15 protein-coding genes and 1 tRNA gene are annotated in these 13,150 nt (G+C 54.5%); 9 read left to right on the forward strand and 7 right to left on the reverse strand.

What is annotated here, in order from left to right:
* The first annotated feature begins 86 nt into the window (after positions 1-86).
* On the forward strand, positions 87-2,483 hold the full coding sequence (locus tag RGV59_RS29175) for a membrane-bound PQQ-dependent dehydrogenase, glucose/quinate/shikimate family (protein WP_232590494.1): 2,397 nt from the start codon (positions 87-89) through the stop codon (positions 2,481-2,483).
* Positions 2,484-2,621: 138 nt separating this feature from the next.
* Positions 2,622-3,908 (forward strand): carbohydrate porin, encoded by a 1,287-nt coding sequence (locus RGV59_RS29180; protein WP_126587259.1) that lies wholly within the window; start codon positions 2,622-2,624, stop codon positions 3,906-3,908.
* A 63-nt stretch (positions 3,909-3,971) separates the two neighbouring features.
* On the opposite strand, the gene RGV59_RS29185 is transcribed toward RGV59_RS29180, so the two are convergent.
* Entirely contained in the window at positions 3,972-4,844 is an 873-nt protein-coding gene (locus RGV59_RS29185) for a NotI family restriction endonuclease (protein WP_017849182.1), read from the reverse strand.
* Positions 4,841-5,971 (reverse strand): DNA-methyltransferase, encoded by a 1,131-nt coding sequence (locus tag RGV59_RS29190; RefSeq protein ID WP_126587260.1) that lies wholly within the window; start codon positions 5,969-5,971, stop codon positions 4,841-4,843. The genes RGV59_RS29185 and RGV59_RS29190 overlap by 4 nt, the downstream gene beginning before the upstream one ends.
* A gap of 345 nt (positions 5,972-6,316) precedes the next feature.
* On the opposite strand from RGV59_RS29190, the gene RGV59_RS29195 reads away from it, so the two are divergent.
* The 5 genes from RGV59_RS29195 (at position 6,317) to RGV59_RS29215 (ending at position 8,253) form a co-directional block, all read left to right on the forward strand.
* Entirely contained in the window at positions 6,317-6,631 is a 315-nt protein-coding gene (locus tag RGV59_RS29195; protein ID WP_017849184.1) for an ArsR/SmtB family transcription factor, read from the forward strand.
* The gene (locus tag RGV59_RS29200; RefSeq protein WP_017849185.1) at positions 6,628-7,068 is read left to right on the forward strand and encodes a YeeE/YedE family protein; all 441 of its coding nucleotides are present in this window, start codon (positions 6,628-6,630) and stop codon (positions 7,066-7,068) included. Before RGV59_RS29195 ends, RGV59_RS29200 begins: the two co-directional genes overlap by 4 nt.
* Complete coding sequence (locus tag RGV59_RS29205; protein WP_126587261.1) at positions 7,065-7,484, forward strand: YeeE/YedE family protein; 420 nt, start codon at positions 7,065-7,067, stop codon at positions 7,482-7,484. The genes RGV59_RS29200 and RGV59_RS29205 overlap by 4 nt, the downstream gene beginning before the upstream one ends.
* Positions 7,485-7,497: 13 nt before the next feature.
* Complete coding sequence (locus RGV59_RS29210) at positions 7,498-7,686, forward strand: DUF2892 domain-containing protein (protein WP_017849187.1); 189 nt, start codon at positions 7,498-7,500, stop codon at positions 7,684-7,686.
* Between the two features lie 201 nt (positions 7,687-7,887).
* Positions 7,888-8,253 (forward strand): YidH family protein, encoded by a 366-nt coding sequence (locus RGV59_RS29215; RefSeq protein ID WP_017849188.1) that lies wholly within the window; start codon positions 7,888-7,890, stop codon positions 8,251-8,253.
* 34 nt (positions 8,254-8,287) lie between these two features.
* Here RGV59_RS29215 and RGV59_RS29220 read toward each other — a convergent pair whose 3' ends face one another.
* From RGV59_RS29220 to RGV59_RS29230, 3 genes are all read right to left on the reverse strand, one after another.
* On the reverse strand, positions 8,288-9,274 hold the full coding sequence (locus RGV59_RS29220; RefSeq protein WP_126587262.1) for a hypothetical protein: 987 nt from the start codon (positions 9,272-9,274) through the stop codon (positions 8,288-8,290).
* A 412-nt stretch (positions 9,275-9,686) separates the two neighbouring features.
* Positions 9,687-10,586 carry a nucleotide-binding protein gene (locus RGV59_RS29225; protein WP_260473913.1) on the reverse strand — a complete coding sequence of 300 codons (900 nt, stop codon included), beginning with the start codon at positions 10,584-10,586 and terminating at the stop codon, positions 9,687-9,689.
* Positions 10,587-10,637: 51 nt separating this feature from the next.
* Positions 10,638-10,805: a hypothetical protein gene (locus tag RGV59_RS29230; protein ID WP_260473914.1), complete on the reverse strand. Its 168-nt coding sequence runs from the start codon at positions 10,803-10,805 to the stop codon at positions 10,638-10,640.
* 199 nt (positions 10,806-11,004) lie between these two features.
* Between RGV59_RS29230 and RGV59_RS29235 the strand changes: the two genes are divergently transcribed.
* On the forward strand, positions 11,005-11,616 hold the full coding sequence (locus tag RGV59_RS29235) for a recombinase family protein (RefSeq protein ID WP_017849196.1): 612 nt from the start codon (positions 11,005-11,007) through the stop codon (positions 11,614-11,616).
* Between the two features lie 82 nt (positions 11,617-11,698).
* Here RGV59_RS29235 and RGV59_RS29240 read toward each other — a convergent pair whose 3' ends face one another.
* Together RGV59_RS29240 and RGV59_RS29245 are read right to left on the reverse strand one after the other, a co-directional pair.
* Positions 11,699-12,331 (reverse strand): hypothetical protein, encoded by a 633-nt coding sequence (locus RGV59_RS29240; RefSeq protein WP_017849197.1) that lies wholly within the window; start codon positions 12,329-12,331, stop codon positions 11,699-11,701.
* A 190-nt stretch (positions 12,332-12,521) separates the two neighbouring features.
* Positions 12,522-12,598: transfer RNA gene (locus RGV59_RS29245), tRNA-Arg, on the reverse strand.
* Positions 12,599-12,922: 324 nt separating this feature from the next.
* On the opposite strand from RGV59_RS29245, the gene RGV59_RS29250 reads away from it, so the two are divergent.
* Positions 12,923-13,150 carry a hypothetical protein gene (locus tag RGV59_RS29250; protein WP_017849198.1) on the forward strand — a complete coding sequence of 76 codons (228 nt, stop codon included), beginning with the start codon at positions 12,923-12,925 and terminating at the stop codon, positions 13,148-13,150.

Consider the following 13,150-nt stretch of genomic DNA (forward strand, 5'->3'; position numbering starts at 1 on the left):
AAATAGCGCAAACCGTTACGTATTTCCCCAACTGAGCATATACAAATATGACAGACGATCATCGATCTCACTCTGGAAGATCCTCAATGAGCACTATTGCAAGGGGACTGTTTTCCCTGCTTGTTTTTGCCGTGGCACTGGCGTTGATTTATGGCGGATTCAAGCTGGTAGCACTCGACGGGTCGAGTTATTACTTGCTGGCTGGCCTCGCCTATCTGTTGTTGGCGGCACTGTTTGTCTTGCGTAAACCTATCAGCATCGCCCTCTCCGTCGTCATATTCCTCGCCACCTGTGTGTGGGCGTTCTACGAAGTGGGTCAGTTCAGCTACTGGCAACTGCTGCCGCGCCTGGTGGTGCCGGCGATCATCCTGACCCTCAGCTTGTGGGTCGGTGCCGCATTCCCGGAAACAGCCTTGAGCACCCGGCGCACGGCGAACCGATTCGGCTTCGCCGTATTCCTGGCCTTGATCGCCACCTTCATTGCGGCGTTCTACCCGCACGGCGGGATCTCGAACCCTGTGGCCGCGACTGACTCGAGCAAGGCCACGAGCCCCGCCAGCGCACCTGAAAACTGGGAGTTCTTCGGGCGCAATGCGTCAGGGACGCGGTTTGCGCCTTACACGCAGATCACGCCGGGAAACGTCAAGGACCTGCAAGTAGCCTGGACCTACCGAACCGGACGTAGGACCACCGGCGCCGGCGCTGGCGTTGATGAAAACACCCCGCTGCAGATCGGCAACGTGCTGTATTCGTGCACCCCGGAAAACCTGATCACCGCGCTGGATGGCGATACGGGCAAGGCGATCTGGACGTTCGACCCTCACGCCAAAAGCGAAGAGCATGTGACGTGCCGTGGCGTGGGCTATTACGACATCGATAAAGACGACAGCCTGAGTGCGGCGGTCAAGGCCTCGTATACCGATCAGCAGCAATGTCGCCAGCGTATTCTGGTGTCGTCGGTGGATGCCCGCCTGTTTGCACTTGACGCGCACACCGGCGACCTGTGCCAGAGTTTTGGTGACAACGGTTACGTCGATCTCAAGAAAGGCATGGGCCCGACCGAGAACAGCAAGCGCTATCACCCGACCTCCCTGCCTGTGGTCATGGGCCACCTCACGGTGGTGGGCGGTTGGGTACGCGACATTGTGGCAGGCGAGCCTTCCGGCGCCGTGCGTGCCTTCGACGTGCTGAGCGGTGCGCTGGTGTGGGCATGGGACGTCGGCGCGCCCGAAGGCAGCGACCCGACCGCGGCCGATCACCCGTTCACGCTGGAAACACCTAACGTATGGACGATCCCGACCTACGATAAAGAGCTGAACCTGGTCTACTTGCCGACCGGCAATGGCCCGCCCGACTATTGGGGCGGTGATCGCAACGCCGTCAAAGAAAAATTTGGTTCGGCCGTCGTGGCAGTCGATGCCTCGACCGGCAAAGCCAAATGGGTCTACCAGCTCATTCACCATGATGTATGGGATTACGATCTGCCATCGCAGCCGGTTCTCTATGACATCAAGAATGCCCAAGGCGTGAAAACCCCGGTCTTGATCCAGACCACCAAGACCGGCCAGATTTTTGTGCTGGATCGTCGTACTGGCCAGCCGGTCACCGAGGTGCAGGAGCGTGCCGTTCCGACTTCTCCTGCGGCAGAAGGCGAACACTTGTCGCCGACGCAACCGTACTCGGCCGGCATGCCGGTGATCGGGGCCGACCCACTGACTGAAAAGTCGATGTGGGGCGTGTCGACATTCGACCAACTGTATTGCCGGATCATGTTCAAAGATTCGGTTTACGCGGGGCCGTTTACGCCGCCAACCGAAAAGCCGTACATCGAATGGCCTGGCTTGCTGGGCGGGATGAACTGGGGTGGCATCTCCATCGATGAGAACACCGGCACGATGTTCGTCAACGACATGCGGATGCCGCTGCGGATGTCGTTGGTGACCAAGGAAGAAACCAAGAAGTTCAAGGTGTCGACCGATGAAGTGCCGGGTTTCATGGGCACCATTCGCCCGCAAGTCGCTGGTATCTATGGCGGCGTGAAAATCGACATTCTCCAGTCGCCACTGGGCGTGCCGTGCAACTCACCGCCCTTCGGCAGCATGAGTGCGATTGATCTCAATACGCAGAAACTGCTCTGGCAGGTTCCCATGGGCACCGTGCAGGACACCGGCCCGCTGGGGATCAAGACGCACCTGCAGATTCCGCTGGGCATGCCGACGCTCGGCGGTCCGACGTCGACAGCCTCTGGCCTGGTGTTCTTTGCGGGCACCCAGGACTACTACCTGCGCGCGCTCGATTCGGCCACCGGCAAAGAAGTCTGGAAAGCCCGCCTGCCGGTTGGCGCAGTTGCCGCCCCACTGATCTATCAGTCGCCCACCACCGGGAAGCAGTACGTGGTCATCTCCGCCGGTGGCATGAGCCATTCGCCTGACGTTGGTGATTACATCATTGCTTATGCATTGCCGGACAACATCAAGCCGTAATGCGTTAGTTGCCACTGCATGAAAATAACCCCCGTTTACGGGGGTTATTTTTCCAAGTCAGAAAAGAACGGTGCAACCGATAAACAACGCGGGCCGTTGAGCTATTCCCCTACTTTCTCTGTAACGGAGCACATCCAAATGCTTTTTTCTTTCCGCGCCATGCTGACCAGCAGCCTGTGCAGCGGTTTGTCCCTATGCCTTTTCGCCCCATCCCCGGCACTGGCCGACGATCTGATGAACCGCTCTACACTCACTGGCGACTGGGGCGGTGAACGCCAAAAGTTGACCGACAAGGGCATCAAACTGACCGGTGACTACAGTTCCGAAACGATTTCCAACTTGCATGGCGGGATCAAGCGCGGCACCCGCTATTCGCAACAAATACGCATAGGCGCCCAGTTTGATCTGAGTAAGTTGCTCGACAGCCCCGATGCGGGACGCGTGCAACTGCTGGTTAACGACCGTCGCGGCCACAGCGCCACGGAAGATTTGCTTGGAAACCGCCTGTCGTCCCAAGAAAACTATGGCGGCGAATACACCCGGCTGACCGAGTTCAGTTATCAACGCAACCTGTTTTCGCCGGACCTCTCCACCAAACTCGGCTTCATGGTGATGGGCACCGATTTCGGCGGTATGCCCATCTTGACCAACTTTGTGAGCGCCGGTTTTTGTGCACACCCACTGACCATGTCGAGCGGCAGTGGCTGGGGCAACTACCCGACAGCACATTGGGGCGGCGAGCTGCGTTACGATGTCAACCCGTCGCTGACACTGCAAACCGCCGTGTTCCAGGTCAACCCGGAATACAACACGCGCTCGTCCAAAGCGTTCTCCATGCCCAGCAACGGCACTACGGGAGCGATTTTGCCACTGGAGGCGATCTTCAATAACAACGCCTTCCTGAACGGCCAATACAAAGTCGGTTGGTACTACGACACCTCCAACGCCCCCAAGATCGGGAGTACGCAAAAGAGCAACAACCGTACCGGCGCCTATGTGTTGATTGACCAAGCCATCTGGCGGGATGAGCAAGACCCGCAAAGCGTACTGCGCCTCTTCGGCCAAGCGGCCAGCAGCAACGCGGCGACCTCGCCGATGCGCCGCTGGTATTCGGTGGGCCTGGTCAAACAAAAGCCTTTCGCGAGCCGCCCGAACGACTCCATCTCTTTTGGCTATGGGCGCGCCGTGCTCAACTCGCGCACACGAGATGTGCAAGAAGCCAAGGCGACCAACCTCGAAGACGCTGAGATGATCGCCAACCTCGACAACGGCGAGCAGATGCTTGAGCTCAACTACGGCGCACAGGTCACACCTTGGCTGCTGCTGCGCCCCGATCTGCAGTACTACATCGAGCCCGGCGCGTTTTCCGGCAAAAAACGCGACAATGCGTTGGCGGCGGGGTTACAGGTCAAGGCGACGTTTTAACAACGCCGTTTGCACAGGGGGCATCCACTCGGTGCCCTTTCGCAATCGCACACGCAGGCGGTATCACACCAAACTGTCGGGCGTCCCCACTGCCTGGAACAACGTGCGGTCGGATAGTTTGGTCTGCAGCCCAATCAATATTTGCTCAAGCTCTACCCGGGCCTCTGCCTGGAGCCCCAGGCACATACCGATTCCGTCCGCATCCGTACTGAGTCGGGATGACATCGAGATCTTATAGTCGCCGGCACCTGCATTATCCATTTTATAGGCATGAAGATGCATTGAGTCGCCAATCAATGCCGGTGTTTCAAGATGGTCGAATTTAAATTCCTTGGTCATGTAGCTCAGCAGCTTGTCCTGGACCACCAACACCAGCTTCTTGTTGAGGTGTTCAAATGTCTGCACTTTGTGGTGCATTTGAACCAAGATGGTTTTTGCGGTCATTTTCCAGTTCATGCCGAAGGTTTTATTGGACTCTTCAGCACTGTCCGACCTGGAAATCCCTAGCGTTTCCAGCATTCTCTGGCGTTCTGGCCAGACCGTTCCGGTCGTATCGAGGGTCTGCAGCTCGATGCCAACGAAGTCCTTCACCTTTCCATCTTTTACCGACACCAAGAAATAATCGACACTTCCCCCCGGAATCGACACTTCGGGGATGATGTGAAGCTCGTTCCCCGGCTCATGGGTCGTCAATAGATGAAAACAGTCGGTAAAAATCTGCCGGCGCTCGATTAGCCGGACAGGACAGATGATTACCGGTTCCGGCACTTTTCCGTACAGCACGCTGCACGTACCGATAGAAATGTCGGGGTTGGACTTCCTGACTTTGTAGCAACGCTTGTTGGTATAGGCGCAGCGTTGAGCGCCAATCACGCCTTGCCAGTCGACGGAGCGATTATGCGTACCCTTCCCGAACAACTCTATTATTTTGCTCATAACAGCGTATTGCACCTGTCTTTGGTCATCTCAAGATACTGCTCGGAGATATCTATCCCGATCGACTTCAAGCCTAAGCGTTGCGCCGCGACCATCGTTGTTCCCGTACCGCAGAAAGGGTCGATTGCAATACCGCCTGGTGGGCAGGTCGCCAATAAAGGTATACGGCACAGGTCGACCGGATAGGGGGCAAAGTGGGTTTCCCGGCCCTGCGAATCTTCCGGGAGAATGTCCCAGACGTCAGACGGTTTACTCCCCTTCGGGTGGTATTTAAGAAAGTAATAACCTTTATCCCTGAGTTCCTTCGCTCGTCCCGATACTTTTTCACTGTCGGAGTGCGTCGCTCTTTGCTGGCCACGAATGATCATCCGGAAGTCTGATACTTTACCGCAAGACAAATCTGCGAGGATGCCGGCCAGGGCGGCATGTGCGGATAATTTTTCTGCGTCGCTCAACGAGGTCGACAACTCGATCTGGCGCTTGTAACGCACGCCCGAAACGCCCGTGGCGGAAACTATCGAGCCATTTACCACTTTGGATTCTCTGGGCTTGGACCGGACGGCATCAGCATTGTAATAATAGTTTTTTGACTGCTTCACAAAGTGAAACAAGTTCTCATGAACATTGCCAAGCCGGTCTTTGGTGTTGTCCATGCCGCCTTTCAGTTTGTTCCATATGATGCTGTTTCGAAGTATCCAGCCTTGATTGTCGGTAAGCTCGAAAACCACTCGCCAAGGAATCCCGAGCAGCCCCTTACCGCTATAAGAATCACCGAGATTGAGCCAGAACGACCCCGTCGACTTCAGCACGCGCTTGAGTTCCAGAAACACAGCGCAAAGATCTGCTACGAAATCCCGATAGTCTTTTTCCAGGCCTATCCCGCCGTTTTGATATTCCCGCTTCCCCCAGTACGGCGGCGACGTCATTGCAAAATCAACCGACTCGTCCGGCAGCGACTTCAATACGTCGAGGCAATCCCCGTTCAGAAGGAGGGGGCGTGTAGAAGATGACTGGCCGTACTTCAGAAGTGCAGAAGAAAAATCATTCTGGACGATGGTCGAAGGTTCAAACGCGTCTTTCTCCTGCGCAGAAAATAGTGCGGGGTCGTTAAGTTCTGTGTAGGTCATGAGGTGTCCAAACGGGAACGGCGGTAATGGCTACAGGATGGCCTTCTAACGCTGTCCTGATCAGACCCGGATGGTACAGAGCCTGAGGAAAGCCGGGCAAGCCAAACCGTACTGAAGGGACAGACGTTGAGCCACAGGGTGTCGACTCCCAGGGCTCGGTCAATTCGGTCGCCTTGCGATGGCGCAGAGCGACCTCATCGGATCAGCAAAGCTGCACCACTCTCTTTCGCTTCGCCTTTAGCCCCCGACCTCTCCTGCTAGCGACGAACGCAGATTGATGCTGACATACACTTATTGTTTTTATATACTATAATTTAACAAACTGACCAGTTAGTGATCAATCGTATGCTCGAATCAGATCTCCAGCGGCTTCACGCCAACGCCGATGCTGCCAGCCAATTCCTCAAGGCTCTGGCCAATCCGGATCGCTTGATCCTGCTCTGCCAGCTATCCCAAGGCGAGCGCAATGTCGGCGATCTGGAGTCGCTGCTCGGGATACAACAACCGACGCTTTCTCAGCAGTTGGCGGTGCTGCGCCGCGAAGGCCTGGTGGATACGCGCCGAGAAGGAAAGCAGGTGTTCTATCGCATCAGCAGCCCGGCGGCATTGGCAGTCATCCAAACCTTGTATCAACAATTTTGCGCTGGAGAAGCCTCATGAATATCGACTGGCTCAACTTCACTCCCTGGTCATCCCTTGCAGGCGGCGCATTGATTGGCCTGGCGGCCAGCCTTTTCGTCGTCGCCAACGGGCGTATCGCCGGCATCAGCGGTTTGATCGGCAGTCTTTTACAACGGGGCAGCGAAGGTGCGGGTGAGAAAGCGCTGTTTCTCCTCGGCCTGCTCGTCGCGCCGCTTCTATGGGGCTTGTTCGCCGCGCTGCCGCCGATTGAATTCCAGAGCGGCGGGGTCGGGCTGATCGTCGCCGGGGTATTGGTGGGTATCGGTACACGCTACGGTTCAGGTTGCACCAGCGGCCACGGCGTGTGCGGCATATCGCGCCTTTCGCCGCGATCGATGGTCGCCACTGCCTGCTTTATGTTCAGCGGTTTCCTTAGCGTATTTGTCCTGCGTCATCTGCTGGGAGCCTGGATATGAACAAACTGACCGCATTCATTGCTGGCCTGCTGTTCGGCCTGGGACTGCTGCTGGCAGGCATGGCCAACCCGAGCAAAGTATTGGCTTTCCTGGATCTGGCCGGTGCTTGGGACCCTTCCCTCGCGCTGGTCATGATCGGGGCGATTGGCGTCGCCATTGGCCCGCTGACCTGGGCGCGCCACCAATCCCGCTCGCTGCTGGGAAGGCCGATGCAACTGCCGACCAAGCGTGAGTTGGACCCGCGCCTGATCGGCGGCAGCCTGTTGTTCGGCATCGGCTGGGGAATAGCAGGCATCTGTCCAGGCCCTGCGGTGGCAATTCTGCTGACAGGACGCTGGCAAGCAATCGTGTTCATGTTGGCCATGCTGGCCGGCATGTTGTTGTTTACTGCGCTGGAGACCCGGCGCAACCACTGATCGGGAGATCGTCATGAAAGCGAACCTTGGAACCATTGACCGTAGCCTGCGCATTGTCGTCGGCCTGGTTCTCATTGGCCTCAGTCTGTCGGGCGTGATCGGCTGGTGGGGCTGGATCGGCTTAGTGCCACTGGCTACCGGTATTTTCCGTTTCTGCCCTTTGTACAGGTTGCTGGGCATCCAAACCTGTAACCGTTGCTGAGCAAAAAAAACCATAGCGTTCACGTGTACGAGGGCATTGGCGCAGCCGATTTTGTGGCTATGCGCCAAGCACGGGACGCTACGCTTGGCATATGTGCGTTGATCCCAACAGCTGGATCTATCAACGGACACGTCGAGTGGTTTCGTTTAAAGCTATTCTGCGCGGCGTCGTTTCAAAAGCTGTGTGAACAAGGAAATCTCAATGTCCGACCTGAACGATCCACGCGTGTTCTTTGCCGCCGAGCGCACGTTGCTGGCATGGAACCGAACCAGCCTTTCGCTGATGGCATTTGGCTTTGTGATTGAACGATCCGGGCTACTGCTCCAGATGCTGAAACCGGACGCTTCGGGCTCTCCCGGAAAACATTTTTCATTCTGGATCGGGCTGACCTTTCTGATGCTGGGCTCCTGGGTTGCCTGCTGGTCATCCTGGCAATACAAAAAGGTGGTCAAGACCCTCAAACCCGTTGAGATCCCCCTTGGCTACAGCGTCAATACCGGCCCTGGCATTAATGTCATTACTGCAATTCTTGGCGTTTTGCTCATGGCCTATTTGTTCATGATGTGAGCAAGACTGGCCTGCCTGGCCTTTCTTGACTACTTCATCCTGAGGAAGATGGGGCATCATCCGCAGCACTTTTCGGAGTAACCACCACACCATTAAACTTCATAGGTTCGTCATATACCAGTGGAGTCATAGCCCAATAATCATATTTAGCGAAGGGTATAGACGTAGTAAACCCTAGCAACATAAAGATAAGAATTCGAGAGCTTCTCAGCCCAACCTTGTATAGCGGCGCGGCATAAATCTGAATAGCATCATCCACCCTTTTACTCTTGAAACATTGTGCGGCTAACTTTTTTGAGTAACCCGCCCGAACCAACCAATCTCTAAGCGAATCAGTAACTTCCTTACGATCTTTATCCGAATGTAACAAAGAATGGCCGTAATAAGCATTGCGCAACGCATGAACCAAAGAATTATCTCCATTAATAACCTTCTGCCACGCCTTAATTTGACCCGCATGCTTGGGTATTTTTTTGTACCGTTTGAATCTTGAATTAATTAAGCCGTTAAACTTATACGTGCCAAGCGTATAATACTTATCGCGCTTACCCCCCAACAGATTCCCTACGCACTCCATCGACATTCCAAAGAACCCCATTGTAAGTGGCATCATATTAACGCCAGATCGTAGCGCAACGGAGTAATAGGTCACCACGTTATCGAAAAGTCTTTTTTTCCAAAGCGGATATGACTTGCTCGGCATTTTTTCTGCAGCTTTCAGAAAAACCTTAAGATTCTTTACGTCGAGATTGAAGTCACCTCTATTATTAGAGTAACGCGTATCTACACTCTGATCAGGGTCAACAAAATCCTCTCCGAAATACACGGACAGCCAAAGAAGCACATCCGAGTCAACAAATCGACTGGATAAATTTGTTACAACAGCACCTTTTCCAGTATCAAAATTTTTCGAAGCCAACAATAGTGAGTATTTTTGCCCCTTGAAAGATATAAGAAGATCAGTCTCCGAGCAGACGACTCGGCAATGTTTAAAGTGCACAAAATTAGAGAAAATCGACAATTTAAACCTACTCCATGAATTGCGATATCCGGATCGCCCCAACACTGTGACACAGGGTCAGATCTCATTCTCTTAGGATTTAAATCCAAAAGAGCATGGCCCAAAATCGAAGGGGCGTCGATTGGTTGCGCTCACCTTTGAGAGCATTTCCAACATCAGGAAAGCGCCTTGGGCGCATCGATTAAACGCTACAGTATCGCCTTATGGCGTTTTGGTTTCACTGAGACGGTTTGGTCTCACTCAGCGTGGCGGAAACGCCACGAAGTGTGGAGAACAACAGAAGAGGGAGTGGCCAACATCACCATACCTTTGCTGCAAGACCCAGGATGGAGCGTGACGGCCCCTATTTCATCGAAGACGAGGCCACCCTCGCCGGTCTTTTGCACCTGCTTCTTTAGAAAAAACGAATAGCTCAAGACTCAATGATTTTTTCCCGCTCAAGTACCTGGCGGATCTCCTCAAACTTGGCTTTGATGTCCCCTTTAGGGAATCGGATCTGTCCAAGGCCCTGGATATTCGAAAATTCTTCACACCCCTCTTCCAGGAGCACTATCGCCCGAGTGAATCCAAGGCGACCTTGAAAAAGTCCGACTTCATGTATTACGTTCGTTCGAGCCTCCATCTTACCGTCTGCCTGTTCATCTTCAGCGGTCATGACGATGAAAGCGACTGCTGCCGAATCAAGCATTTCCGCAAGCCGTGCAATGTTTGTGATACCCGCTACTGGGACACGGTTAAATTCATCAAAGGGCAGCTTCAGTCGCTCCGTGACAAAGTCCTTTAAATCACGCCATACGTGAGAGCGGCCATGACCGATGAAAATATTTGTGCCCACTAGAGCCTCCTTAGCCTGGGTCTTTTCAAATCTTGATAGGTATGAGTACGCCTTTTTAATCACAGGAAGCAGACGACTTATAGCTTCGTGCGGAGCCCTGTACACAAAGCAGTCAGACATAACTTTTATATGTGGGGGCGTCAAAAATCCTTGACTAAGGGCTAGAGAATCACGGGTCATTACCTGCCCTTTGGGTCGTACAAGGCTTAGAAAAAGCCCAGGAGTCACGACCTTCTTACCTGAAACGTCTTCGAGTAACTGGGATGCGTAAGAATCTCCTGTATCTCTAACAACAATCCGCAACACTACTTCGAGTTCATCGATAACACTTGCAAATAGTGCCTCGCCCTGTTCGCGATATACATCAGCATCGGCGAGATCTGGGTTGCCGGCCATTTCATAGATTGCATTCACTACGTCGTCAAACGCGCACTCATGCCAATCGCCATAAGTACCCTGACCGAAATGCTCCTCCATCCCCCACTCTTTGCTGAAGTTGTGCCCGGCAAGTGGGGGACGAAAATCTCTCTAATAGACTCTTGAATGATAACCCAACCAAGAGCCGCTGAAGGACCGCGAGACATCTTCTGCGACTGCCCGAATAGACTCCGCAGCGCGTAGCTTTTCCTCTGCCCCCTGCTGGTATGCCTCCAGTTTTTTAATGGCAAGCCCTATCTCGTCGATTGCGATACTCATAACCCCCTCCCCTGAAAATGAGCCGCTTGTAGCAAGCAGCTTGTCCGTTCAATCGAGTATGCCTCAGCCAAATCGCCCCAAAAAGGTATGCCTATCCAGATACAGGCTTATTTCGCCTTTTTCGAGCTTTCCGCTTGATAAGGAACACCCAAAGTGCAACAGTATTAGTAGAACGCCCTAACTGATACAGGCACCTATCATGTTCATCCGCGCATACCTCCGAGCATCCACCGAAGAGCAAGACGCCGGCCGAGCCCGGGGGTCGCTCGAGCAGTTCGCCAGCGACCATAACAAGGTCATTGCAAGCGTGTACCTGGAGAACGCCAGCGGCGCCACAGCCGACCGGCCTGAGCTAATGCGCCTGCTCAAGGATGCCCGCAAGGGTGACGTGTTGCTGGTGGAGTCGATAGACCGCCTCTCCCGCTTACCGGTGGAGGATTGGCAAAAGCTGAAGGCTGCGATCGACTCCAAGGGCCTGCGCATCGTCGCGCTTGACCTGCCGACCAGCCACCAGGGAATGCAGGACACCAAGGGCGATGAGTTCACCGGGCGGATGCTGGGAGCAATCAACTCAATGCTGGTGGAGATGATGGCCGCGATCGCGCGCAAGGATTACGAGCAGCGGCGCGAGCGCCAGGCTCAAGGCATCGAGAAGGCCAAGGCCGCCGGCAAGTATCAAGGCCGCCCCGTCGACATTGACCTGCATAAGCGGGTGACCGAACTGCTCGGTGCCGGCCTTGGTGTACGTGCCACAGCACGTCATGCTAACTGCTCGACTACGACAGTATTACGAATCAGAGATAGGGCTTAACCCGGCACTTTCTCCACCTCTTCCAGCACTGATTTTATTTCAGTATTAGCAGCGGGCGTGTTCGCTCTCTTGCCTCACAGCCTCAAGGCGTCTCTTCCGTGTTCAACAACGGCCCAACCGACCCAAACGGATAACTACCCATCCCAATCCGCAACGGCGTGATTGGGCTCGCCGCTGCCCCAATCAGCAGCACGTTGTCGATGACAATGGTTTCCCCAGGCGCACGGTTATCCGCCGCGACTATCAGGTAGTAAGTGCCGCTGGTTGTCACCGTGCCCTTCAACACTTGGCTGATGACTCCCACTATGCCAGTCGCCTTGCCAAAACCTTCAGCCTGCACGTTGCCTTTGGCGTCCATCAAGATCAAATAAGGGTTCAGGGCGTACTTGCTGAACCCCAGGCACCCGTTGACGCACCAGGAGTTAACGTCTATATGAAAGGGTTTGTCCTTTGTCAACGCGACGCTGAATAATCGATAGTTCGACGGTACCCCGCTAATCAGGATGCGCGGTTCCGCAGCGGTGATCTTCCACTGGGGTGGCCGCCATCCTGGGTTGATCGGCATGGGCACAGCTTGCGCGTTGTGCATGGCCTCAGAGGGGGTCCGTGCTAACGGCGTGGTGCTGTTTTTGACTTGCTCTTCAAAGAGTGCTGTTGGGTTGCTTGAACAGGCGGTGATCAACAAACAGCACATCGCAAAAAATAGAATTCGCATCACTGCTTCCCTGTTGTCGACTTTTTCATGGTGGCAGAATTATCACCCCGCTCTTCATACCTCCACGTACACCTAGCCCTCAACTGATTTTGTTGCGGCTTTTTCAGTCTAAATTATTGCGTATGCACCCATCATGCACCCATGAGACTGTGCAAGAACTACATACATTGGCTGGAGGTATTGAATTATATGGTGTCCCAGGGCCGGTTCGAACGGCCAACCTTCCCCTTAGGAGGGGGATGCTCTATCCAATTGAGCTACTGGGACAAATGACAACCATCGGGCCAACGGCGCTGCGATGGACGGCGTGCATGTTAACGGCCGAGGTGGGTTTTGTCATGTCGTCCGTGGGCTTTTTGAGTGTAAGCCAATGCTTGCGCCACGGATCACGGTTTCGCCCAGCAAACCCGGGCATCCGAGGCCATCGTGCAAAATGCACTACACCAAAATGCCAGCATTGCAAATTGCAACCCGAGCGCTGTTTAGATTAAACTCAAACCATTGATTTTATTGAAATAAAACATTGGCACGGCATCTGCAATACTTCTCCTACAAAACCATTCGGCTGGACCCGTTGCGGAGAAGATGACGATGAACAGCACCCTTCTGTTGGCTCTCAATACCGTCGCCCTGGCCGCACTGGTGATGTTTCATTTTCAGTCGAACGGTAGCGATGACACCGCGCAGATCCGCCAGCCCGTGCCGCATCATCTGCAACAACGTCCGCAATTGGCGGTGATGACGGCCAACCCGCAATCGCCCGTGCGCCTGGCCCAAAGCACTCAGGCCGCGCCCGCAACTGAACACTGGGTTTTCTGA

The sequence above is a fragment of the Pseudomonas sp. FG1 genome (genome assembly GCF_034313875.1).
In the GTDB taxonomy this organism is placed as follows: Bacteria; Pseudomonadota; Gammaproteobacteria; order Pseudomonadales; family Pseudomonadaceae; genus Aquipseudomonas; species Aquipseudomonas veronii.